The sequence below is a fragment of the Kineococcus sp. NPDC059986 genome (assembly GCF_040702905.1).
Lineage (GTDB): Bacteria > Actinomycetota > Actinomycetes > Actinomycetales > Kineococcaceae > Kineococcus.
This window is the reverse complement of the sequence record NZ_JBFBND010000009.1, coordinates 88,200-110,249: the sequence shown is the minus strand read 5'-3', so window position 1 is coordinate 110,249 and position 22,050 is coordinate 88,200. Positions and strand designations below refer to the sequence as shown.

Sequence of the window (22,050 nt, the reverse complement as noted above, 5' to 3'; positions counted from 1 at the left end):
GTGCGGTCATGCGCTCTGCCACCGGTGACCACGACCCCGGCTCGGCGTGGACGGAGGTCGACGAGTACCTCGTCCAGACGCTGCTGCCGGAGGACGAGGTGCTCGAGCTCGTCCTCGACGAGAACCAGGCCGCCGGACTGCCGGCCATCGACGTCTCCCCGCTGCAGGGGGCGCTGCTCTCGCTGCTCGTGCGGATGACCGGGGCCCGCCGCGTCCTGGAGATCGGGACGCTCGGCGGGTTCAGCACGATCCACCTCGCGCGGGCGCTGCCGGCCGGGGGTCGGGTCGTGACCTGCGAGCACGAGCCCCGGCACGCGGAGGTGGCGCGCCGGAACCTCGACCGCGCCGGCGTCGCCGACGTCGTGGACGTCCGCGTCGGTGCCGCCCTCGACACGCTGCCGCAGCTCGAGGCGGAGGGTGGCGACCCGTTCGACCTCGTCTTCATCGACGCCGACAAGCCGAACAACCCGCGGTACCTGGAGTGGGCCCTGCGGCTCACCCGCCCCGGCAGCCTCATCGTCGGGGACAACGTCGTGCGCGGGGGGCTGGTCGCCGAGGAGGCGAGCACGGACCGCACGGTCACCGGGACCCGCTCCTTCCTCGAGGCCCTCGGCGAGGACCCTCGGCTGGAGGTCACCGCCCTGCAGACCGTCGGATCGAAGGGCTGGGACGGGTTCGCCCTCGCCCTCGTGCGCTGACGTCCCCGCCTCAGGAGGAGGCCGGCTCCGGCGCGATCTCTTCGAGACGGGCCGCGACGGCTGCCTCGAGACGCTCGTCCGTGGCCAGCGCCTCGAACTCGCCGTCCAGCCGTTCCCACACGGCCGCGTCGGCGTCGGACAGCTCCTCGTGGCCGGTGGGCCGGAAGCGCAGGAACTCCCCGCGGGCCCGCAGGACGAGGTCGGCGACGTCGTCCAGGCCGAGCCAGCGCAAGCCGGCGGCTGCGTCGTCGACGGTGTGGAGTCTCTCGGTGAAGAACAGGTTTTCGACGCCTCCCCCGACGAGGCCGCCGTTCACGGAGATGCCGTGCAGCGCCAGCACCGCCCCCAGGGACCGCAGCCCCGGGGTGGTGGTGCCGTCGTCGAGCTCGTAGGCCGTGATCGCCGGGACGTTCAGCGCGTCGATGAGCGGGGTGCCCACGCCCGTCAGTCGCCCTCGGAGTACCCGTGCAGGTCGACGGCCGTCCCCTGCACCTCCAGCTCGCGACCGTCGGGGTCGGTGACGCGCAGGACCCGGCCGTAGGGCTCCTCGACGACGTGCGAGTCGAACCCGGCGTCCTGCAGCCGCCGCGCCACGACCTCCAGCGGTTCGTTCGTCGAGAAGGCCAGTTCCGTCGACCCGGCGGGCGTCGCCGTGGTCGCCGTCGCGGTGCTGTGCAGCCCCACCTCACCGCCCCCCGCGGCCTCCAGGCTGACCCAGCCCCCGTCCGCGGAGCTCGAGGTGCTCGTGAGGCCGAGGGCGACGAGGAAGCGCCGCATGGCGGGGACGTCCTGGGTGAAGCGGACGGGAGTGACCTTCACGGGGGTTCCACCTTCCATCGGGGCGAGCTGCCGGACGATCATGCCGGTCCGGCAGGTCGCCCGCCCGTCGCGCCGCGGTGCCCCTCCGACCCGACCCCGGCAGACGCGGGCACCGGAGGTCAGTCCGGAGGAGGCCGGAACCACCCCGACCGACGACGCGGGGGACGGCGTGCTCATCCGACGGCCTCCACGGTGACCTGCTGACCTTGCAGCTGGGACAGCTGCTCCTGCGTGGCGTCGTAGGTCCCCAGGTGCGGGGTGTCGTCCGAGTGGCCGATGCCGGAGGCGTCGTAGTAGAAGCCCAGGTTTCCCCAGGGGACGAAGTAGATGAGGTCCCCGTCCTCGGGGTCCGACCCCGGCGTCCCGTCCACGTCGAGTTCGCGCGGGGGGTCGCCCAGCTTCTCCCTGCCCGCGAAGTCCTCCAGCCGCATCCTGAACGGCAGCAGCGACACGAAGTCCCGTGTCGTGGGTGTCTCCGGTCCGAGCGTGACGTCCACGGATGTCCCGCCTCCGGAGAAGCGGACGACGGTGCCCTCCGTGCCGTCCCGCCCGGGCGTGCTCGGGACGGCGGCGGGTGGCGCGGAACTCACGGGTGCCGTTGCCGGGGAGGTCGTCGACGGGGTGGTCGGTCGGGCCGTCCGGGGGGCGTCGCCGGGGCCGGAACCACACCCGGCCACCACGAGGGCGACCAGTGCACAGCCGGCGGCCAGGTGTGGGGTGCGCAGGGGGATCCTCCGTCGTGGGAGCGGTTCGAGAACGGTGTGCGACGTGCAGTGGGAGGGGGGGCTTAGGCGTCGGCCCGGTGCGGGACGCACCGGGCCGGGTCGTCACGCCTGGGCGCGCTGGTAGTCCTCGTCGCTCACCGGCTCGAGCCAGGTGACGGGGCTGGTGCCGCCGTCGGCGGTGTCCGCGGACTCGTGGATGGCCAGGTGTGCGGCGAAGGCGTCGGCGGTGGCGCCGTGCCAGTGCTCCTCGCCCGGGGAGCACACGACGGTGTCACCGGCGCGGGCCCGCACCACCGCTCCGTCGCGCGTGCCGACCAGAGCCGTGCCGTCGGTGACGTGCAGGACCTGACCCATCGGGTGGACGTGCCAGTGGGTGCGCGCCCCGGGGGTGAACCGCACGAGGGCGACCCCGACGCGCGAGGGCGTCTCACCCGTGGCGATCGGAGTCATCAGCACGTCGCCGGTGAACGTGGCCGTCATCTTCTGGGTCGCTGCGGGGGTGGTGAGCTTCACGGGACGTCCTTCCGGAGGTGAGCGGGGTTCAGGGGCGCAGGAGGACCTTGGTGGCCCGTCGCTCGTCCATGGCCCGGTAGCCCTCGGCCGCCTCCTCGAGCGGGAGGTCGAGGTCGAAGACCTTGCCGGGATCGATCGCGCGGTCCCAGATGAGCTGGATGAGGTCGGGCAGGAAACGGCGGACCGGGGCGGGCCCCCCGTGCAGGTGCACGTGGGTCATGAAGATGTCGTCGCCGGTGATGGCGACGTCGTGCAGCACGCCGACGAACCCGACGTGGCCGCCGGGACGGGTGGCGCCGATGGCCTGGTGCATCGACTCGTGGGTCCCCACGGCCTCGACCGCGGAGTGCGCCCCGAGCCCACCGGTGAGTTCCTTCACCGTGGCGATGAACTCCTCCCCGCGCTCGGCGACGACGTCGGTGGCGCCGAACTCCCGCGCCAGGGCCTGCCGGTCGGGGTGACGGCTGGAGATGACGATCCGCTCCGCTCCGAGCTGCGCGGCGGCCAGGACCGCGCACAGCCCGACCGCGCCGTCACCGACGACGGCGACGGTCTTGCCGGGACCGGCCTCGGCGGCGACCGCTCCGAACCATCCGGTCCCGAGGACGTCGGAGGCGGCCAGCAGGGAGGGGACGAGGTCCTCGTCGGGGTGGCCCGGGGTGGCGACCAGGGTGCCGTCGGCGAGCGGGACGCGCATGCGCTCGGCCTGGGCGCCGCCGGACGTGCCGAGGACCTGCCGGTGCACGCAGGACGTCTGGTAACCGGCCAGGCAGATCTCGCAGGTTCCGTCGGAGGCGAAGAAGGAGCCGACGACGAAGTCGCCGATCTTGACGTTGCGCACGTCGGCGCCCACCTCCTCCACGACACCGGCGTACTCGTGGCCCATGTGGAGGGGCTCGGTGACCTCGTCGGCGCCGCGGTAGGGCCACAGGTCCGAACCGCAGATGCAGGTCGCGGCCAGGCGGATGATCGCGTCGGTGGGTTCCACGACGGTGGGTTCGGCGACGTCCTCGACACGGACGTCTCCGGGGGCGTGCATCACGACAGCGCGCACAGGGTCGCTCCTCTGGTCATCCGCTCGGGCCGGGAGGGCGGGGCGGGGGTGGGACTGGTCGGGTGCCCGGATCGCGAGGTGTTTCCGGGCACCCCACGATGGTGACCCCCGTCGGGCCACCGCACCCTCCGTGAGAGGTGCCCTGGTGAGGGATTCACCGGCAGTGCACCCTTCGCCAGGGTGCGCCCGGGGGGTGTCGACAGGTTTCCCGGACACCTGCCGTCGCCACCACGGACAAGGCAACCTCTTCTCACTGGCTCCGGACCGGTCTGCGGTGGGGGTCAGAGGTGCTCGCCGAAGAAGGACGTGAGCGCGTCCCAGGGGATCAGGTCCCTCCGGTCGTAGAGGTCGACGTGCCCGGCTCCGGGGACGACGAGCAGTTCCTTGGGTTCCGGCGCCTGGGCGTAGGCGTCCTCGGTGTAGCAGCGCGAGTGGGCGTGCTCGCCGGCGACGAGCAGCAGGGGTCGCGGTGCCGTGAGTTCGAGCTGGGCGAGCGGCGTGAAGTTGGTGATCGCGCCGAGGCTGGTGAGGGACAGGGCGTGCGAGCGGGGGTGGAAACCTCGCGGGGTCGTGTAGTAGGTCGCGAACTCGTCGGCCGCTGCCTGCTGGGAGGGTTTCAGCGCCACGGCGTCCCCGCCTCCGTAGCGGACGTCAGCGCCCTCGAACTCCGCCCAGCGTTGCTCGGCCGCCTCCGCCAGGGCGAGCTGACGTTCCTCGACGGTGTTGACCTCGCTCGGGACCGGCGCGTACCCCAGACCGTCCCGGTACGCGCGACCCATGTCGTACATGCTCACGGTGGCGACCGCCTTGAGGCGCGGGTCGACCTGTGCCGCGGAGAGGGCGAAACCGCCGCTGGCGCAGACTCCGATGACCCCGATCCGGTCCCGGTCGACGTAGGGACGGGTCCCGAGGAAGTCGACCGCGGCGCTGAAGTCCTCGACGAAGGCCTCGAGGGAGGCGATGTGGCGTGGCCACCCGCTGCTCTCGCCGTTGTAGGACGCGTCATGGGCGAGCGTGACGAAACCGCGCTCGGCCATGGTCTGGGCGTACAGACCCGAGGTCTGCTCCTTCACCCCGCCGAAGGGGTGCCCCACCACGAGGGCCGCCCTCGGGTGGGCGACGTTCCGGGGACGGTAGAGGTCGGCGACCAGTTCGATCCCGAGGCGGTTGGTGAAGGTCACCTTCTGGTGGTCGACGGCGGCGCTGCGGGGGAACGTCTTGTCCCACGCGTCGTCCCGGTCGGTGTCGTCGGCGTGGGCCGCGGGGGGCCCCTGCACCGCGGTGAGGGTTCCGGTCGCGGCGGCCACACCGCTGAGGGCGAGGAGGCGTCGGCGGGACACTCCCGTCGGGAGCAGTTCGGCGGTGCGGGACTCACGGGACGTCGAGGTCATGGTGGCCTTCCTGGAGTTCACGGATCGTCGTGCCTCCAACCAAGCGCTGGAGGCCTCGGCGGGGAAGTCACCACCGGTGGAGGTACCGGTGGGGTACCCCTGCAGTGCATCAGTCGGGAACGAGAGTGCCGTCGTCGTCGTTCCCCTCCCTCCCGTGGGGAGACCAGAGGTGCTCTGGCGCGTGGAGGTTCCCGGCTGCCCGACGGCCTCGGGCGATCGCGGTTCGCGACGCGCGTGCGGTGTCGACGGCTCCGCGTCAGGACGGGTCAGAGGTTGGTCTGGGCCTCGAGCCAGTCCGGGTAGCGTCCGCCCTCGATCTGGATCGCGGCCGACTCCCGGGACAGGCGGTCGATCTCGTCCTGCGTGAGGACCACCTCCGCCGCACCGACGTTCTCCCGCAGCCGCGCCGGGTTGGTCGTCCCCGGGATCGGGACGATCCACGACCGCTGGGCCAGCAGCCAGGCCAGGGCGACCTGGCCTGGGGTGCACCCCTTCGCGGTGGCGAACCCCCGCACCAGCTCCACCACGACCTGGTTCTGCTGTTGAGCCTCGGGGGCGAACCGCGGGATCGAGGCCCGCAGGTCGGCCCCCTCGGTGAACGACGTGCCCGCGGTGATCGAACCGGTGAGGAAACCCTTGCCGAGCGGGCTGAAGGGGACGAACCCGATGCCGAGCTCGTCGCAGACGGCGAGGACGCCCTCCTCCGGACGCCGCCACCACAGCGAGTACTCGCTCTGGACGGCGGTCACCGGCTGGACGGCGTGGGCTCGGACGATGGTGTCGGCTGCCGCTTCGGAGAGCCCGTAGCGCTTGACCTTGCCCGCGGTGATGAGGTCCTTCACGGCACCGGCGAACTCCTCGATCGCGATGTCGGGGTGGACGCGGTGCTGGTAGTAGAGGTCGATCACGTCCGTCCCCAGCCGGCGCAGGGAACCCTCGGCGGCGGTCGCGAGCTCGTCGGGGCGCAGCATCCGCCCCGTCGCCGTCCGCTCGACCGGGTCGATGTGCTGCGCGAACTTCGTCGCGACGACGACGTCGTCGCGCTGCGCGCGCACCTGGCGCAGGGCCTCACCGACGAGTTCCTCGTTCTCGTGCGGCCCGTAGACCTCGGCTGTGTCGAAGAACGTCACGCCGAGGTCCACCGCGGACCGCACGTGGGCGACCATCTCGTGCCGGTCCGGTGTCCCCCCGTACCCGCCGGTGGTCGTCATGCAGCCGAGACCGATCGCCGAGACGGTCAGGTCGTGCCCGAGAATCCTGGTGTCCACGAGTTCCTCCGGTGGGTGCGGGTGGTCAGGGTTTCCGTGCCGGGACGCGCAGGCTCACGAGGGCGGCGCCCAGGAGCAGTGCGGCGGCGGTCACGAAGCTGGTGCGGGCGCCGACGAGGAAGTCCCCGGCGACGAGGGCGCCGAAGACGGCGATGGCGACGGCCCCGCCGACCTGGCGGAACGTGTTGAAGACGGCGCTGGCGGTGCCGGCCTGCTCGGGCGGGACGCCCTCCAGCACGACCGAGGTGACCGACGGCATCGCCACCGAGCCACCCGCCCCGATGAAGCAGACGCAGACCGCCGTGAGCACGACCGGACCACGTCCCACCGTCGCTGCGAGCCCGACCAGACCCACCACCATCGACGACAACCCGGCCACGACCGCCACCCGGGCCCCGAAGCGGTTGGTGACGACGCCGCTGCACAGGTTCCCGGCGATGGCGACGACGGCGGAGGGGACGAACACCAGCCCCGCCTGCAGGGGTGGGAGTCCCAGGTGCTGCTGCAGGTAGAGGCTGACCACGAAGACGTTGCCGAAGTTGCCGACCATGAACGCGAAGCCCACCGGCAACGCGATCCGCACCCCTCGGGCGTGGAAGAGGTCCAGCGGCACCATCGGGTGCTCGACCCGGGCCTGGACCGCGAGGAACCCCGCGATCGCGAGCACCGCGAGGGCGAGGGCGAGGACGACGACCGGGGAACCGAAACCCGAGTGCCCACCGTCGATCAACCCGAACACCAGGGCCGACAGCCCGACGACGGCGAGGACCTGACCCGCCCAGTCGAAGGGGCGAGGCCGACGCGGCGAGGTCGCCACGAGGCTGAGGGGGACGAGCATCCCGACGCCGACGGGCACGTTGATGGTGAACACCCACCGCCAGTCGACGGTGGTGAGCAGACCGCCCAGTGGCTGCCCCACGAGACCGGCCACCGCGCCCCCCACGGCCCAGACGCCCAACGCCCGGGCCCGTCGCCCCGCGTCGGGGAACGCCTCGCGGACCAGGGCCATCGAGGCGGGCAGCATGATCGCGGCCCCGGCGCCCTGGAAGCACCGAGCTGCGATGAGGCCGGCGGTGCTCGGGGCCAACGCGCAGGCGGCGGAGGTGAGGGTGAAGACGACGATCCCCGCGGCCAGGGCTCGTTTGGCGCCGATGCGGTCGGAGAGGTTGCCGGCGGACAGCAGCAGGCACGCGAACAGCAGGGTGTAGCCGTCGATGATCCACTGCTGCCCGACGACTCCGCCGCCGAGCTCGTCGCGGATGCTCGACAGGGCGACGTTGACGATGGAGATGTCGAGCGTGACGAGGAAGAACCCCAGTGAAGCGATCGTGATGACCACTCGGGAGCGGGGGGCGTCCCGCACCGCTGTGGAGGCGTGCGACCCCTCGGACGTCGTCGTCGACGGTCTGGTGCTGGACAGGAGGGACCTCTTCCGGGTGGAGCGTCTCGCCGGGACCGGTGCGGGACCCGGGTGAGCTGGACGTCGCGGCGGTCGACGGCTCAGCGGTGGCTGCCCGACCGGCGCAACCGCGCCGTCGTCCCACCGGCGTCGTCGTCCACCCCACCAGGCTAGGCCGGTCCCGACGCCGGAGGGATGCCCTGTCAGTACGCCCTTCAGGCGGCCACGCAGCCGGGACCGTCCTCGCCCACCGCGTCCGGGAGCGGTGCCCCTCAGTCGTGGGTTCCCACGACGTCAGCCGCCCTCGGAGTACCCGTGCAGGTCCGTCATCGTCGCGTGGACCTCGATCTCCTGCCCGTCGGGATCGGTGACCTGCAGGACGCGACCGAAGGCCTCGTCCACGACCACGGCCGGGAAACCGGCTGCGTCGAGTCGGCGGGCGACGGTCTCGAGGGGCTCGTCGGTCGTGAACGACAGACCCGTCGACCCGGCCTTCTGCGGGTTCGCCGCGCTGTCGACCGAGTGCAGTCCGACCTCGCCGCCGGAACCTTCGAGGCTCATCCAGTTCCCGGAGTCGGAACTCAGGGTGCTCGTGAGCCCGAGAGCCACGAGGAAGCGGCGCATGGCGACGAGGTCGTTCGTGAAACGGACGGGAGTGACCTTCACTGGTTTCCACCTTCGCTCGAAGTGTCCTGCACGGCACGGCGCATGGCCCGCTCGACGAAGGCGGACAACGACATCCCCTCGTCGATGCACGCGTGCTTGACCTGCACGACGAGATCGGCGGGGAGGTAGACGTTGAACTGCACCTTCGAGGGTCGTTCGGGCATGGCTAGGATGCTAGCAACCTAGATCCCGTCCGTCGAGGGTGAGCTCGGTGGGTCCGCCGTCAGCCGATCAGGCGTCGAGGAGCCCCGCGTCGTGGGCCACGATCGCGACCTGCACGCGGTTGTGCGCCTCGAGCTTGGTGAGCAGGCGCGAGACGTGGGTCTTCACCGTCGCCTCGCTCATGAACAGCTCCCGGCCGATCTCGGCGTTCGACAGTCCCCGGCCGACGGCGCCGAGCACCTCGCGCTCGCGGTCGGTCAGCAGCTGCAGCCGTTCCGCGGCCTCCCGGCGACGCGGGTTCACGGTGTCCGCGGCGTAGTGGCCGACGAGCCGGCGCGTCACGGTGGGGGAGAGCATCGCCTCACCGGCCGCGACGACCCGGACCGCGGAGACGAGTTCGCGCGGCGGGGTGTCCTTGAGCAGGAACCCCGTCGCACCCGCCTGCAGCGCCTGGAACACGTACTCGTCGAGGTCGAACGTCGTCAGCATGACGACGCTCGGGGCCTGTGGGCGCTCGGTGATGGCCTTCGCCGCGGTCAGCCCGTCCATGACGGGCATCCGGACGTCCATGAGCACGATGTCGGGCCGGTGCGCCGCCACGGCCTCCACGGCCTGGGCCCCGTTCTCGGCCTCGCCGACGACCTCGATGTCCTCGGCGCTGGACAGGATCATCCGCAGCCCGGCGCGGACCAGTGCGTCGTCGTCCACCAGCAGGACCCTCGTCGGCCTGCCCTGCTGCTCGTCCACGCCCACGACTCCGCTCGCCTCCACCTCGACAGTCCCCCTCACCCTTCCTGGGTCGCCGTCGACCCGGCGGGGGTGCGCACGATCCTCGCATCCGGGGGTGTCCACGCGGTGGAGGCACCGGTGCGGGGCCGTCCGTCCGCGGCCTGCCACGGCAACCGCGCGCGCACGGCGAACCCCCCACCCGGTTCGGGGCCCGACGTGATCGTGCCATCGGCCAGCCCCACGCGCTCGGACAGCCCGACGAGTCCGGACCCGGCGCCCGGCAGTCCCGCCGACGTCCCGTGCGGGCGGGCGTTGACGACCGAGACGAGCATCTCGCGCCCGACCTCGCCGGAGACCGTGACGACGGTCTGCGCCGACGGCGCGTGCTTGTGGACGTTCGTCAGCGCCTCCTGCACCACCCGGTAGACGGTGCGCCCGAGTTCGGCGGGGACGTCGGCGTGCACGGGGACGTCCGTGCGGAACTCGGCCGCGACCCCCGCCTCCCGCGTGGACTCCACGAGCCGGCGGACGTCGACGAGGGTCGGCTGCGGCGCCAGTTCCGCCGCCTCGGCGGCGGCCGAGCCCGTGCCCGGGGCGCGCAGCACGCCGAGCACGCGGCGCAGGTCCTCCAGTGCGGTGCGGGCGGTCTCGCGGATCGTCGCGGCCGTCGCCTCGACCTGGTCCGCACCGACGTCCGGCCGCACCTCCAGCCCGCCGGCGTGCAGGGCGACGAGGGAGATCCGGTGCGCCAGGACGTCGTGCATCTCGCGGGCGATGCGGGTCCGCTCGGCCAGCCTGGCCTGCTCGGCGCGCAGGACCTGCTCGTGCTCGGCCCGTTCGGCGCGCTCGCGCAGGGAGGTCACGAGGTCGCGGCGCGCTCCGACGAAGGCGCCCACGAACACGCACAGCGAGACCCCGACGACCGCGGACGTCAGCGACCAGCCCAGCCCGTTCTCGGTCGTGCGCAGCGACGCCACCGTCACGACGACACCGGCCGCCGCCGACAGCAGGACGAGCAGGCGGTCGCGACGGCGCACCGCCAGCGTGAGGAGCGCGAAGTAGAGGGCTCCGTCGAAGGCCAGCACCCCCGCCACCGCCAGCGACACCAGGCAGAGCAGGACCGGGTGGTCCCGCCGCCACCACAGGGCCAGGCAGCTCACGACGACCAGGGCGCAGGCGAGGACCTCCGGCGCCCGGGCCTGCGCGACCCAGGTGAGCCCGTCGGGGAAGACGGGGCCGCCGGGCTGGTTGCGCACCGGGCCCACGACGACGGAGTGGAACCACGCCACGGCGAAGAACAGGGCCAGGAGCACGGCGACGACGTCGCGCAGCCGCGGGGCGAACCGCCATCGCGTCACCCACGGGTCGGTGGGCGGAGCGACGGGGTGCGCGAGCTGACTCACCGCCTCAGGGTAGGGAGGTGGTTGAGCGTCCGGCGTCCCCCGATCGTCCCTGCGCTCCTCCCGCATCCGTCGCACGCCGTCACTCCGCGCATCACCCAGCGTGTGCGCCCGTCCGCGAGGAACCGCCCTGTGAACCCTCCTGCTCCCGCTGAGCACCCCTCGACGATCGCCTTCCTCGGCCTCGGCCGGATGGGCCGCGTCCTGGCCGGCCACCTCCTCGACACCGGCCACCACGTCCGCGTCTGGAACCGCACCCCCGGCCGGGACGGCGACCTCGTCGCCGCGGGGGCCACGGCCGCGAGCTCGCCGGCGCAGGCCCTGGACGGCGCCGACGTCCTCGTGACGGCGCTGTTCGGGCCGCCCGCCGTCCGCGAGGTCGTCCTCGACGGCCTGTCCCCGGCGGCCGGGACGCTGTGGATCGACATCACGACCGTCGCACCCGCCGACGCCGCCGAGCACGCGCGCTGGGCCGCCGACTGCGGCGTCGACCACGTCCACGCGCCCGTCGTGGGGTCCCTGGGCCCGGCCGCGAACCGCTCCCTGGGGGTCCTGGCCGGCGGACCGCGGGCCGAGCGTGCGGTCCCGTTCGTCTCGCTGTGGGCCGACCCCGACCGCCTGCAGGTGCTGCCCGAGGCGTCCGCGGCCGCGACCGGCAAGCTCGTCGCGAACCTGGCGCTCGCCGTCTCCTTCCAGGGCCTCGTCGAGGCCGTCCGGCTCGGCGCCTCCGGAGGGCTGGACGTCGAGCAGGTCCTGACGACGCTCCAGGGCACCGGGCTCGGCCCGATCGCGGCGATGAAGGGGCAGAACCTGCGGACCGGGGAGTTCGGGGACACCCAGTTCTCGGCCGACCTGCTCCTGAAGGACACCGGGCTCATGACGTCCACGACGCGTTTTCCCTTGCCCGCGCTCACCGTCGCGGCCCAGGGGTTGTTGGCCGCCCAGCAGGCCGGGCACGGCGACGACGACTTCTCCGTCGTCGCCCGGGACGAACCCCGCTGAGCCGCACGGTGTCCAGGGCACCGACGCGCAGCGGGTAGACTCCTGCTTGCCGGTTCCGGGAACGGGATCGACGCTGGGGCCCCGTTGTGTAGCGGCCCAGCACGCCGCCCTCTCACGGCGGTAGCGCGGGTTCGAATCCCGTCGGGGCTACCGAGGAAGGCCTCCGGTCCACGTGACCGGGGGCCTTCTCGCGTCCCAGCGTGGCGTCCTCACTCCGCGCGCAGCACCCGGACACCGCGCCCCTCCAGCTCCCGCACGGCCCCCTCGTCGACGGTGTCGGTGACGACGCCCGCCACGGCGTCCAGCGGCAGCACCGCGTGCGGTGAGACCGCCCCGACCTTCTCGCTCGAGGCGAGGACCCACGTCTCGGCCGAGCGCCCGGCCAGCAGCCGCTTGACCGCCGCCTCGTCCGGGTCCCCGGTGGTGAGGCCGCGGTCGGGGTGCACGCCGGTCACCCCGAGGAGGAACAGGTCGGCGCTGACGCGCTGCGCTGCCTCGGCCGTCGCGGCCCCGCACGTCACCGCGCTGTGCTTGAAGAGGCGACCGCCGAGGACGAAGACGTCGACGGACGGGTGCTCGACGAGGGCCGCCGCGATCGTCGGGCTGTGCGTGACGACCGTGCACACCAGGTCCGGCGGCAAGGCCCGGGCGACCGCCAGCGTCGTGGTCCCGCCGTCGAGCACCACGGTCGACCCCGGGGGGACGAGCTGCACGGCGCGTCGGGCGACGCGGTCCTTGCTGTCGGTGGCCAGCCGGGTGCGCGCGGCGTAGTCGGCGACGGCGGGGGACGCGGGCAGGGCGCCGCCGTAGACGCGCTGGCACAGCCCGGCGGCGGCGAGGTCGCGCAGGTCGCGCCGGACGGAGTCCTCGGAGACGGCGAGCTCGTGGGCGACGTCCTTGGCGACGAGCCGCCCGTCGCGGGCCAGCCGGGCCAGGAGCCATTCCCGTCGCTGCGCTGCCAGCACGCCATCCTCCACGTTGGTCGAAGTTCCTGCACGTTTCTGCACGATGAGTCTAGGATGGCGCCATGACGCAGGCCACCCCACCCCGCCGCGGGGTCGACGTCCCGGACGGCCGCGGCCGCACCGGGCTCGACCGGGTCGGACGGGACCTGCACGGCAACCCGGACGTCGTCGTCCGCGACGTCGAGGTGACCTCGGACGGCTGGCACGTGCTGCGCCGCACCACCTTCGACCTTCGCCGACGCGACGGCACGTGGACGGTGCAGCAGCGCGAGACCTACGACCGCGGCGACGGGGCCGTCCTCCTGCCCTACGACGCCGCGCGCCGGACCGTGCTGCTGACCCGCCAGTTCCGCTACCCGGCCTACGTCAACGGCCACCCCGACGGCCTCCTGCTCGAGGCCGCCGCCGGTCTGCTCGACGCGGACGACCCCGAGACGGCCGTGCGGCGCGAGGCCGCCGAGGAGCTGGGGGTGGACCTCGGCACCGTCGAGCGCCTCTTCGACCTCTTCATGAGCCCCGGGTCGGTGACCGAGCGCCTGCACTTCTTCGCCGCGCCCTACCGCCCGACCGACCGCACGCAGGACGGTGGCGGTGTCGCCGAGGAGGGGGAGGACATCGAGGTCGTCGAACTCGACGTCGACACGGCGCTCGCGATGTGCCGCGACGGGCGCATCCGCGACGGCAAGACCGTGACCCTGCTGCAGTGGGCCGTGCTGGACGGACCGTTCGCCCCGTCGGCGCGCTGAACCCGGCGCGCGTGCAACGTGGGCGGCCCGACAGGCGTCTGCTGGTCGGGACCGGCACCGGGCCGGTGGGGACCCGAGGGCACGGAGGGGGAGGACGGCATGAGCGAGCACCGGAGGGGAGCCGACCCGGCGGAGGACGACCTGGTCCGCGCGCTGCGGCGCGCGGGCTCGGCCGACGCCGGGGTCGACGTGTCCGCTCTCGTCGCGGGGGCGCGGGGGCGCGCCCGCACCCTGCGACGACGCCGGCAGGGGGTGGCCGGCGTCGTCGCGGTCCTCGCCCTCGGGGTCCCGTTCGGGGTGTCCCAGTGGGGCGGGGACCCCACCGTCGTGCGTCCCGTGGTGCCCGCCACCCCCAGCCCGACCGCGACCGCGGTCCCCAACGAGGCCCTGCTGACGACGCAGGACGTCGACACCGTCGTCCCCGGGCTGGCGCTGCTGGGGCAGACCGTCACGGCGGGGTCGGGGTTCTGCCAGGACGACGCCTACGACGGGACGCGCACCGTGGTCGACAGCCGCGCGGCGGGCTGGGGCGGGTCGCCGACGGCGCGCTCCGGTCCGCCCGAGGACGTCAGCCTGCGGGTCCTGCTCTTCCGCGGCACGGCCGCGCAGGACTGGATGGCCGCCACCGAACAGGACGCGCAGGACTGCACGACGACCCAGCTCGAGGGCGCGGCGTGGACGCTGGCCCCCGCGGCCGTGGGGGCCGAGCAGGTGGTCGCCGGCTACCGGCCCGCGACGCTCGGCGCCGACCCGTCGTGGAACGCGACCGTCGTCGCGCGCCAGGGCCAGCTCGTCGTCAAGGTCACGACGACGACCTACCAGCCCGACGGGCAGACGGCCCTCGACCAGGCCTCGGCGCTGGTCTCGCGGGAGCTCGACCTGGCCGCGGAGCTCACCGACGCCGGGGGTGGCGCCCGGTGACCTCCTCCAGGACCTCACCCCCCACGGAGGAGGAGACCGCTGTCCTCACCTTCGAGGACTTCGTCGCCGCTCGCGGTGCGGCGCTCGTGCGGTTGGCCCGCGGCCTGCTGCGGGACCCGCACGCCGCCGAGGACGTCGTCCAGGACGTCCTCGCCAAGGCCCTGCTGCAGTGGGGCCGCGTGAGCGCCGCCGACGACCCCGTCGCGTACGTGAACCGCATGGTCGTCAACGCCTCGACGTCGTTCTGGCGCCGCGCCGCGCGCCGGGAACGGCCCACCGACGACCTCCCCGAGGCCGCCTCCGCGGACCGCAGCGGGCAGGTCGCCGACCGCGACGAGCTGCTCACGGCCCTGCGCCGGTTGCCGGCCAAGCAGCGCACCGTGCTCGTCCTGCGGCACTTCGAGGACTGCTCGGACGAGCAGATCGCCGACCTCCTCGACGTGACCACGGGGACCGTCCGCAGCAACGCCCACCGCGGTCTCGCGGCGCTCCGCGCGCAGCTCGGAGCCGCTCGCGCAGGGTGAGGTCAAGTTCGCGGCACTTCCCGCCGAAACACTCACAGGAGCATCGCTTCTAGAAGTTTCGTCACCCGGTGTGGGGGGATCGCAGTGTTCGGACGCCAGAAGGTCGCCGTCGGCCACGTCGCCACGGGACCGATGCCGCGCGACGTGGAGGCGTTGGAAGCCGTCCTGGCCGCTCTCGACTCCGGCATCACCACCGAGCTCGAGGCGCAGCTCGCCTGCGTCAAGGCGCTGGCCGAGGCCCTGGACCTGAGCTACGGCGGGGTCTGGCTGCCCGGACCCGACGGCCGTTTCCAGCTCGCCAGCGAGGTCGGCCCGATGGTCGCGGCGCTGGCCTCGACCCGGGCGCTCGCCGTCGGGGCGGGGGACGGGTGCGGCGGCAAGGCCGTCACCTCCCGCGAACCGGTGCAGTGCGACGACTCCACCGAGGCGATGGCCTGCGAGCGCTGGCGCGCCGCGCGCGCCGCGGGCGCGCAGTCCGGTGGTCAGCTGCCCGTCGTCGAGAACGGTCGCGTCGTGGCCCTGCACGAGTACTACTCGCGCGACGAGCTCCCCTTCTTCGGCGGTCGCGCGGAGAAGTGGTCGGCCATCGGCCGCGTCGCCGCGCACGCCCGCCGCCGCGCGTTGGACACGGCCGCGCTGCAGGAGACCCTCAACGACCGCGCGGCCGTGACCACCGTCGTGACGAAGGTGGGGGCCTCCGCGAACCAGGAGGGCGCCCTGCGCACCGCGCTGGAGACGGTCCGGGAGGCGTTCGGCTGGGCGTACGGCTCGTACTGGGCGCTCGACGAGGACAGCGCGTCGCTGAAGTTCGCCGTCGAGTCCGGGTCGGCGGGCGAGGAGTTCCGCCGCGTCACCCTGTCCGCCAGCTTCGCCGAGGGCGTCGGGTTGTCCGGCCGCGCCTGGCGCCAGCGCGACCTCGTCTACGTCCGCGACCTCGCCGAGATGACCGACTGCGTCCGCGCCCCCGCGGCCCAGCGCGCGGGGGTGAAGTCGGGCGTCTGCTTCCCGATCCTGTCCGAGGGCCGCGTCGTCGGGACGATGGACTTCTTCGCCACCGACGTCATCGAGTTGTCCGACTCCCGCGCGTCCTCGCTGCGCAACGTGCAGCAGCTCGTGTCGCAGCGGCTGGACGTGCTGCGCCGCAGCGAGCACGACGCCGCCCGCTCGCACGAACTCCTCGACACGGTCTCCCGGCTGCGCGACGCGGTCAACGACGCGGGCCGCGTCGCGGACGCCGCCGTCGGCCAGGCCTCGACGATGACGAGCGAGGTCGACGCGCTGACGCAGGCGTCGGCCGCCGTCGGGGAGGTCATCAAGATCATCTCCGGCATCGCCGACCAGACGAACCTGCTGGCGCTCAACGCGACGATCGAGGCCGCCCGCGCCGGCGAACTCGGCCGGGGTTTCGCCGTCGTCGCCAGCGAGGTCAAGGACCTCGCCCGCGAGACCGCCGACGCCACCCAGCGCGTCTCCCAGCAGGTCTCCGGGATCCAGGCGTCGAGTTCCGCCGTCTCCGTCGGCATCAACGAGACCGCCGCGATCATCCGCGAGCTCGACGCCGTCCAGGCGCGGATCTCCGAGGTCATCGACGAGCAGGTCGCCATGGCGACCGCGTACGAGCGTCCCGGGCGACGCTGACCCCCTGACCCGCCGCACCGTCGTCCGCTCAGAGCGGACGGCGGTGCGGCGGCCCCAACCTCCGGCGTAGCGTCGGTGGGAACCGACCGCCGGAGGTTCCCGTGCCCCAGCTCACCGTGGTCCCGACGCGTCGGGTGCGTCGCCGCCCGGACCCCCTGCTGCGCGACGCCCTGGGGGCGGTGCTGCGCGCGGAACGGTCCGCCCAGGGACGCACCCTGTCCGACGTCGCCGCCCGTGCGCGGGTGTCGTTGCCGCACCTGTCCGAGGTCGAACGCGGTCGGAAGGAACCCTCCTCGGAGGTGCTCGCCGCGATCTGCGGCGCCCTCGACCTCGACCTCGCGGACCTGCTGCTGCGCACCAGGAACCACGTGCTCGACCTCACGACCGGGGCGACGGTGAGTTCCGCCGCCGGTCACGCGTCCGTGCCGTCGGGTCCGGTGCTGTCGCTGGTCGCCTGACGCCGCCGGGGATCAGGCGCCCGGGTACAGGCCCAACCAGCCCGGCGAGGGCGGACCGGACACCTCGCCGACGATCAGCGTCAGGTGCTGGCGGAACCGTTCGACGCGCGCCCGGTCGGCCATGAACTGCTCGAAGCTCGCGATGCCCGCGTTGCGGTACTCCCAGATCCGCCGGAAACCCTTCGGGGGTTCCACGTCCGTGCGGACCGACCACTGGAACGACGCCTGCTGGACGGGCAGCGAGATCGCCCAGTTCAGGTAGAGCTTGGCGGCGGCCGGTCGGTGCGCCCCCCTGAGCAGCGCCGCGCGCTGTCCCCACGAGACGAACGGTTCGTCCTGGGCGGGGACGACGAACCGGGACGTCTGCCCGGGGTAGGGCACGACCGGAACGGCGACGCCGTAGGCCAGCGCCTTGGTTCCGGCCGCGACCTGGTCCGCCGGCGACTGCGTCCCGCGGACCCAGTGCACGTCCTGGGCGACGAGGCGTTCCAGCCAGTCCCACCCGTGCCGGGTCACGGCCCGTTCGTACAGGTGCAGGACGGCGTCGTCGTCGTTCGGGAACGTCGAGGCGATCCGGCCCTTCCACCGCGGGTCGAGCAGGTCCGTCGCGGTGCGCGGAACGTTCGACCCGACCTGCCGGCTGTCGTACGCGAGGGAGAACGACAGGCTCGTCACGCCCGTCCACGCGCCGTCGGGGTCGACGAAAGCCGGGTGCACCTCCGAGAACCCGGCGGGGCGGTAGTTCTGCAGGACGCCCTGCTGCTTCCAGCGCGGGAAGTCCTGCAGCGTCTGCAGTTGCACGACGTCGGGGACGAGGCGGTGGGCGGCGAGCTGGTGGTCGACGCGGACGTCGTGGAACTTGCTGTAGTCCACGACGACGTCCATCGTCACCCCCGGGAACGCCGCCTCGAACGCCGTCTTCGTCGCGTCCTGCTGCGTCGGGGTGTCCCCGCCGGCGTAGACGACGACGCGACCGCCTTCCGCGACGGCCTCCCGGTGCAACTGCTCCAGGGGTTTCGTCTCCTCGCGGGGACCACCGGGCGCGGCCTGCGCCCCGGTGGCCGCCGCCACGGTCAGGCCGGCAGCTCCCACGGCTCCGGACGACAGGAGCCCACGACGCGAGAACGTCACGGGCGGACCTCTACCTCAGTTCGGGGCACCACGGCCGGTCGTCGCGATGTCTCCGCCCGGGACACGGCGTGGGGTCGGGGGAGTTCACACGTCGGGTGCCCAGGTTCCGCCGGGAGTGCCGCCAGGGGGCCGTCAGGAGGCTGGGGAACCCGGTGCGAGGACCTGGGTCAGCGCCCTGCGCAACGTCGCCCGCAGGTCGTGCCCCTCGGTCGTGGCCCACCACTGCAGGGCGGCGGACAGGGCGGCCAGCGTGGTGTGGGCGGCGACCGCGGCGCCCAGCTCGTCACCGGGTTCCCGGGCCGCGACGAAGGCGACGAGCCCGTCCGTGAACGAGGACTGCTCGACGAAAAGGTGCGACTGCAGGTCCGCGTTCCCCGCGATGAGCGCCAGCCGCGCACGCAGCAACGCCTCGTCCCCGTCCGGGAACACCAGGGCGGTGGGCAGGGTCTCGACGAGCGCGGTGCGCCAGGGCGTCGCGGCGGGGACGGCGGCGAGGGCGGCCGCGATCGCCCCGGTGGCCTCGGGACGCCCCTCCCAGACGATCGCGCCCTTGGAGGGGTAGTAGCTGAACAGGGTGCGCCGGGCGATGCCGCAGGCCTTCGCCACGTCGTCCATCGTCGTCGCCTCGTACCCCCGCTCGGCGAACAGGCGCAGCGCCGTCGCGGCGATGGCGGACGCCGACGTGGCCGGGGGGCGACCCCGCGGACGCGACCGCTCCACCCCCTGGTCCGTTTGATGCACTGAGTGCTTCAATGGTGCTCCCATCCCGTCCGAAGGAGGACGTCGTGTCCACCCCCGCCCGTTCCACCGCCGAGTTCCCCGCCCAGTCTCCCGCTGTCCCCGACCTGCCCACCGTGCCCGGCCGCTTCGAGGGCCGCACCGCGATCGTCACCGGTGCCGGCTCCGGCATCGGCCGGGCCACGGCCCTGCGCCTGGCGAGGGAGGGTGCCCGGGTCGTCGCCGCCGACGTCTCGGCCGAACGCCTCGACGCCCTCGTCGCGGAGTTTCCCGCCCTCGACCTCGTGCCCGTCGTGGGCGACGTCACGAGCGAGACCGGGGTGTCCGCCGTCGTCGCGGCCGCGGGCGAGCGCATCGACGCCCTCGCCAACGTCGCCGGGATCATGGACGCGTTCCTGCCCCCGTCGGAGGTCGACGACGCCACCTGGGACCGCGTCCTCGCCGTCAACCTCACCGCCCCGATGCGGCTGGTCCGCGCGGTCCTGCCCGCGATGACGGCCGTCGGGAAGGGCGCCATCGTCAACGTCTCCTCCGAGGCCAGCCTGCGCGCGTCGGCGTCGGGTGTCGCGTACACGGCCTCCAAGCACGCCGTGAACGGCCTCACCAAGAGCATCGCGTTCTTCCACGGGCCGCAGGGGATCCGCGCCAACGCCGTCGCCCCGGGGGCCGTCGCGACGAACATCGAGGCGCCGGTGCGCTCCGAGCTCGCGGCCCGCCGCGTCGGCCCCGTGCTCCAGACGGTCGTGCCCGCGCCCGCCACCGCCGACCAGCTCGCCGCGAGCATCACGTGGCTGCTCAGCGACGACGCCGTGAACGTCAACGGGGTCGTGCTGCCCTCGGACGGAGGGTGGTCGGCCGTCTGACGCGTCGGGGTCCAACTCCAGGTCCCCTCACGGCGTGGAGGGGTGGGGTCAGGCGGGGTGCCGCGCCACGACGGCGAGGGCGGCGAGGGAGGCGGCGGCACCCAGCGACACGAGGACCGCGACGGGCACGGCCGTGTGTTCCCCGCCCAGACCGGCCAGCGGTGCCGCGACGCCGGCGGTTCCCCACTGCACCATCCCCAGCACCGCCGAACCCGTTCCCGGGTGGTCGGGCACGGCGGCGTTGGCCAGCGCGCCGGAGTTCCCGATGGTCAACCCGATGGCGACCATGAGCAGGAAGAAGCAGACGAGGGCGAGCAGGAGCGGGGTGCCCCAGAACAACGCCCCGGTCAGCAGGGCCAGCCCGGCGGCCAACGCCAGGACCTGGCCGACGACGATGACCGCGCGGGTCGCCACCCTCCCGGCCAGGCGCGCCGAGACCAGGGCGGCCACGGTCATGCCGCCCGCGTTGGTCGCGAAGGAGGCCGAGTACTCCAAGGGTGACAACCCGTTCATCGACCGCAGCACGAACGCCGACGTCGCGACGTAGGCGAACAGGGCGACCATCATCGCCGAGCACACCAGCAGGTAGCCCACGTAGGACCGGTTCCCCAGGACCTGCCGCGCCGCGGTCCCGAAGGCCCGCAGCCCCCCGGCGTGCCGGCGCTCCACCGGCAGGGACTCCGGGACGACGCACCAGACGACGACGGCGGTGACGGCGGTGATGACGGCGATCACCCAGAACGGGGCCCGCCAGTTCGACAGCTGCAGGACGACCCCGCCCAGCAGCGGCGCGACGACGGGGGCGATGCCGCCGACGCCCTGGACGAGGTTGAGGGAGCGGACCAGTTGCGGACCGCTGGCCAGGTCGACGACGACGGCGCGGCCGATGACCATGGCCCAGCCGCCGGCGAAACCCTGCACGAAGCGGGCCGCACCCATGGCGGTAATCGACGGCGCGATCGCGCACGCCACGGAGGCCAGCAGGACGACGGCGACGGCCGCGAGCAGCGGCGCGCGCCGGCCCCGCTGGTCCGAGAACGGCCCACCGACCAACTGCCCCAGGGCCATGCCGGTGAAGAACGTGGTGAGGGTCAGCTGCACCGCCGTGGCCGAGGTGCCCAGGTCGCGGGCGACGTCGGGGAAGGCCGGGACGTACATGTCGGTGGCCAGCGGGGCGATCCCCGTCAGCAGCACGACCGCACCGATCAGCGCGGCCGAGACCGGCCGCGCGGTCGGGGAACCCTGCGTCGTCGTGGTGGGGCTGGTCACGGGGCGGGGCTCCGCTCGGTGTCGTCGGCCGTCGAGGGGGTGGTCGGGCGCTCGGTGGCGGCCCAGGCCGACAGCAGGGTGAGGGCCTGCGCCGTGGGGCTGGCCGGTTCGGCGGCGTAGAGGGTGAGGGTCAGGCCGGGTTCGGCGACCATCTCCAACGACTCGTAGGCCAGGACCAGGTCACCGACCGCGGTGTGGTGGAAGTGCTTGGTGCCCGCGCCGTGCAGGCGGACGTCGTGGGACGTCCACAGGGCGCGGAACTCCTCGCTGCGGGTGGACAGTTCCCCGACGAGGTCGTGCATGCCCTTGTCGTGCAGGTCCCGACCGGCCTCGGTGCGCAGGATCGAGACGCAGGTGGCCGCCGCGGTCGCCCAGTCGGGGTAGAACCGGCGGGAGTCGGGGTCCAGGAACGTGTACCGGGCGAAGTTGGGGTGGTTCCCGCCCCCGGCGGCCTCCAGCGAGGCGTACACCGAGGAGTGCATCGCCCAGCCGAGGGTGTTGGTGGCCAGCAGGTCCATGCGTCCGTTGCGGACGATGGCCGGTCCCGCGCCGAACGCGTCGAGGGCCCACTGCAGCGCCGGCCGCGGCGACCAGCGGGCGGTGGAACGACGACGGGGCCGGGCCAGGGCGCTCGTCCCGTCGGCGGCGCTGGCCAGGTCGAAGAGGTGGGTGCGTTCGGCCTCGTCCAGCCGCAGCGCGCGGGCGAGGGACTCCAGCACCGAGGCCGAGACCCCCGCCAGCGCACCCCGTTCGAGCTTGGCGTAGTACTCGACGCTGATGCCGGCCAGCGCGGCCGCCTCGGCCCGGCGCAGGCCGGGCACACGGCGCCGCCCGACGTCCGGGAGCCCGGCGGCGGCCGGCGTCAGCTTGGCCCGGCGGGTGGTGAGGAAGTCCCTGACCTCGTCGCGGTTGTCCACGACGACGACGCTAGGCGCAGACCAGAGCGTGAGGAAGTCACCGCTGAGAGGTGC

General features: G+C 73.6%; 25 protein-coding genes and 1 tRNA gene. 9 read left to right on the top strand and 17 right to left on the bottom strand.

Going from position 1 to position 22,050, the window contains the following annotated elements; all coding sequences use genetic code 11:
• Nucleotides 1-8 precede the first annotated feature (8 nt).
• Nucleotides 9-698: an O-methyltransferase gene (locus AB0637_RS09365; protein WP_366171583.1), complete on the top strand. Its 690-nt coding sequence runs from the start codon at nucleotides 9-11 to the stop codon at nucleotides 696-698.
• A gap of 10 nt (nucleotides 699-708) precedes the next feature.
• Here AB0637_RS09365 and AB0637_RS09360 read toward each other — a convergent pair whose 3' ends face one another.
• The 12 genes from AB0637_RS09360 to AB0637_RS09305 form a co-directional block, all read right to left on the bottom strand.
• Nucleotides 709-1,137 (bottom strand): hypothetical protein, encoded by a 429-nt coding sequence (locus AB0637_RS09360; RefSeq protein WP_366171582.1) that lies wholly within the window; start codon nucleotides 1,135-1,137, stop codon nucleotides 709-711.
• Nucleotides 1,138-1,142: 5 nt separating this feature from the next.
• On the bottom strand, nucleotides 1,143-1,517 hold the full coding sequence (locus AB0637_RS09355; RefSeq protein WP_366171581.1) for a VOC family protein: 375 nt from the start codon (nucleotides 1,515-1,517) through the stop codon (nucleotides 1,143-1,145).
• Nucleotides 1,518-1,690: 173 nt separating this feature from the next.
• The gene (locus tag AB0637_RS09350; protein ID WP_366171579.1) at nucleotides 1,691-2,107 is read right to left on the bottom strand and encodes a cyclophilin-like fold protein; all 417 of its coding nucleotides are present in this window, start codon (nucleotides 2,105-2,107) and stop codon (nucleotides 1,691-1,693) included.
• Nucleotides 2,108-2,344: 237 nt separating this feature from the next.
• On the bottom strand, nucleotides 2,345-2,722 hold the full coding sequence (locus AB0637_RS09345; RefSeq protein ID WP_366171679.1) for a cupin domain-containing protein: 378 nt from the start codon (nucleotides 2,720-2,722) through the stop codon (nucleotides 2,345-2,347).
• Nucleotides 2,723-2,783: 61 nt separating this feature from the next.
• On the bottom strand, nucleotides 2,784-3,809 hold the full coding sequence (locus tag AB0637_RS09340; RefSeq protein WP_366171577.1) for a zinc-dependent alcohol dehydrogenase family protein: 1,026 nt from the start codon (nucleotides 3,807-3,809) through the stop codon (nucleotides 2,784-2,786).
• 281 nt (nucleotides 3,810-4,090) lie between these two features.
• Complete coding sequence (locus AB0637_RS09335) at nucleotides 4,091-5,200, bottom strand: alpha/beta hydrolase (RefSeq protein WP_366171575.1); 1,110 nt, start codon at nucleotides 5,198-5,200, stop codon at nucleotides 4,091-4,093.
• Between the two features lie 266 nt (nucleotides 5,201-5,466).
• A complete protein-coding gene (locus AB0637_RS09330) occupies nucleotides 5,467-6,468 on the bottom strand; it encodes an aldo/keto reductase (RefSeq protein ID WP_366171573.1) in 1,002 nt (333 codons plus the stop codon).
• Between the two features lie 25 nt (nucleotides 6,469-6,493).
• Nucleotides 6,494-7,831, bottom strand: coding sequence for an MFS transporter (locus AB0637_RS09325; protein WP_366171571.1), 1,338 nt, complete (start codon nucleotides 7,829-7,831; stop codon nucleotides 6,494-6,496).
• A gap of 330 nt (nucleotides 7,832-8,161) precedes the next feature.
• Nucleotides 8,162-8,533, bottom strand: coding sequence for a VOC family protein (locus AB0637_RS09320; protein WP_366171569.1), 372 nt, complete (start codon nucleotides 8,531-8,533; stop codon nucleotides 8,162-8,164).
• Nucleotides 8,530-8,697, bottom strand: coding sequence for a CopG family transcriptional regulator (locus AB0637_RS09315; protein ID WP_366171567.1), 168 nt, complete (start codon nucleotides 8,695-8,697; stop codon nucleotides 8,530-8,532). The genes AB0637_RS09320 and AB0637_RS09315 overlap by 4 nt, the downstream gene beginning before the upstream one ends.
• A 67-nt stretch (nucleotides 8,698-8,764) precedes the next feature.
• Nucleotides 8,765-9,442, bottom strand: coding sequence for a response regulator transcription factor (locus tag AB0637_RS09310; RefSeq protein ID WP_366171565.1), 678 nt, complete (start codon nucleotides 9,440-9,442; stop codon nucleotides 8,765-8,767).
• A gap of 38 nt (nucleotides 9,443-9,480) precedes the next feature.
• Nucleotides 9,481-10,827, bottom strand: a complete 1,347-nt coding sequence (locus AB0637_RS09305; RefSeq protein ID WP_366171563.1) for a histidine kinase — start codon at nucleotides 10,825-10,827, stop codon at nucleotides 9,481-9,483.
• 129 nt (nucleotides 10,828-10,956) lie between these two features.
• Between AB0637_RS09305 and AB0637_RS09300 the strand changes: the two genes are divergently transcribed.
• Nucleotides 10,957-11,826 (top strand): NAD(P)-dependent oxidoreductase, encoded by an 870-nt coding sequence (locus AB0637_RS09300; RefSeq protein WP_366171561.1) that lies wholly within the window; start codon nucleotides 10,957-10,959, stop codon nucleotides 11,824-11,826.
• Between the two features lie 77 nt (nucleotides 11,827-11,903).
• Nucleotides 11,904-11,976 (top strand) — tRNA-Glu (locus tag AB0637_RS09295).
• 59 nt (nucleotides 11,977-12,035) lie between these two features.
• Here the strand turns inward: AB0637_RS09295 and AB0637_RS09290 are convergent.
• Entirely contained in the window at nucleotides 12,036-12,791 is a 756-nt protein-coding gene (locus tag AB0637_RS09290) for a DeoR/GlpR family DNA-binding transcription regulator (RefSeq protein ID WP_366171559.1), read from the bottom strand.
• A gap of 62 nt (nucleotides 12,792-12,853) precedes the next feature.
• Here AB0637_RS09290 and AB0637_RS09285 point away from each other — a divergent pair, with 62 nt between their 5' ends.
• From AB0637_RS09285 to AB0637_RS09265, 5 genes are all read left to right on the top strand, one after another.
• Nucleotides 12,854-13,537 (top strand): NUDIX domain-containing protein, encoded by a 684-nt coding sequence (locus AB0637_RS09285; RefSeq protein ID WP_366171557.1) that lies wholly within the window; start codon nucleotides 12,854-12,856, stop codon nucleotides 13,535-13,537.
• 99 nt (nucleotides 13,538-13,636) lie between these two features.
• On the top strand, nucleotides 13,637-14,458 hold the full coding sequence (locus AB0637_RS09280; protein ID WP_366171555.1) for a hypothetical protein: 822 nt from the start codon (nucleotides 13,637-13,639) through the stop codon (nucleotides 14,456-14,458).
• Nucleotides 14,455-14,982, top strand: coding sequence for a SigE family RNA polymerase sigma factor (locus AB0637_RS09275; protein WP_366171553.1), 528 nt, complete (start codon nucleotides 14,455-14,457; stop codon nucleotides 14,980-14,982). The genes AB0637_RS09280 and AB0637_RS09275 overlap by 4 nt, the downstream gene beginning before the upstream one ends.
• Before the next feature lie 84 nt (nucleotides 14,983-15,066).
• Entirely contained in the window at nucleotides 15,067-16,620 is a 1,554-nt protein-coding gene (locus AB0637_RS09270; RefSeq protein ID WP_366171551.1) for a methyl-accepting chemotaxis protein, read from the top strand.
• A 101-nt stretch (nucleotides 16,621-16,721) separates the two neighbouring features.
• Nucleotides 16,722-17,078, top strand: a complete 357-nt coding sequence (locus tag AB0637_RS09265; protein ID WP_366171549.1) for a helix-turn-helix transcriptional regulator — start codon at nucleotides 16,722-16,724, stop codon at nucleotides 17,076-17,078.
• 12 nt (nucleotides 17,079-17,090) lie between these two features.
• Here the strand turns inward: AB0637_RS09265 and AB0637_RS09260 are convergent, their stop codons facing one another.
• Nucleotides 17,091-18,209 (bottom strand): ABC transporter substrate-binding protein, encoded by a 1,119-nt coding sequence (locus AB0637_RS09260; RefSeq protein ID WP_366171547.1) that lies wholly within the window; start codon nucleotides 18,207-18,209, stop codon nucleotides 17,091-17,093.
• Nucleotides 18,210-18,341: 132 nt separating this feature from the next.
• On the bottom strand, nucleotides 18,342-18,929 hold the full coding sequence (locus tag AB0637_RS09255) for a TetR family transcriptional regulator (RefSeq protein ID WP_366171545.1): 588 nt from the start codon (nucleotides 18,927-18,929) through the stop codon (nucleotides 18,342-18,344).
• Nucleotides 18,930-19,054: 125 nt separating this feature from the next.
• On the opposite strand from AB0637_RS09255, the gene AB0637_RS09250 reads away from it, so the two are divergent.
• Nucleotides 19,055-19,810: an SDR family NAD(P)-dependent oxidoreductase gene (locus tag AB0637_RS09250; protein WP_366171677.1), complete on the top strand. Its 756-nt coding sequence runs from the start codon at nucleotides 19,055-19,057 to the stop codon at nucleotides 19,808-19,810.
• Nucleotides 19,811-19,858: 48 nt separating this feature from the next.
• Here the strand turns inward: AB0637_RS09250 and AB0637_RS09245 are convergent, their stop codons facing one another.
• Both AB0637_RS09245 and AB0637_RS09240 read right to left on the bottom strand, forming a co-directional pair.
• A complete protein-coding gene (locus tag AB0637_RS09245) occupies nucleotides 19,859-21,079 on the bottom strand; it encodes a multidrug effflux MFS transporter (protein WP_366171543.1) in 1,221 nt (406 codons plus the stop codon).
• On the bottom strand, nucleotides 21,076-21,996 hold the full coding sequence (locus AB0637_RS09240) for a helix-turn-helix transcriptional regulator (RefSeq protein ID WP_366171541.1): 921 nt from the start codon (nucleotides 21,994-21,996) through the stop codon (nucleotides 21,076-21,078). The genes AB0637_RS09245 and AB0637_RS09240 overlap by 4 nt, the downstream gene beginning before the upstream one ends.
• Between the last annotated feature and the right edge of the window lie 54 nt (nucleotides 21,997-22,050).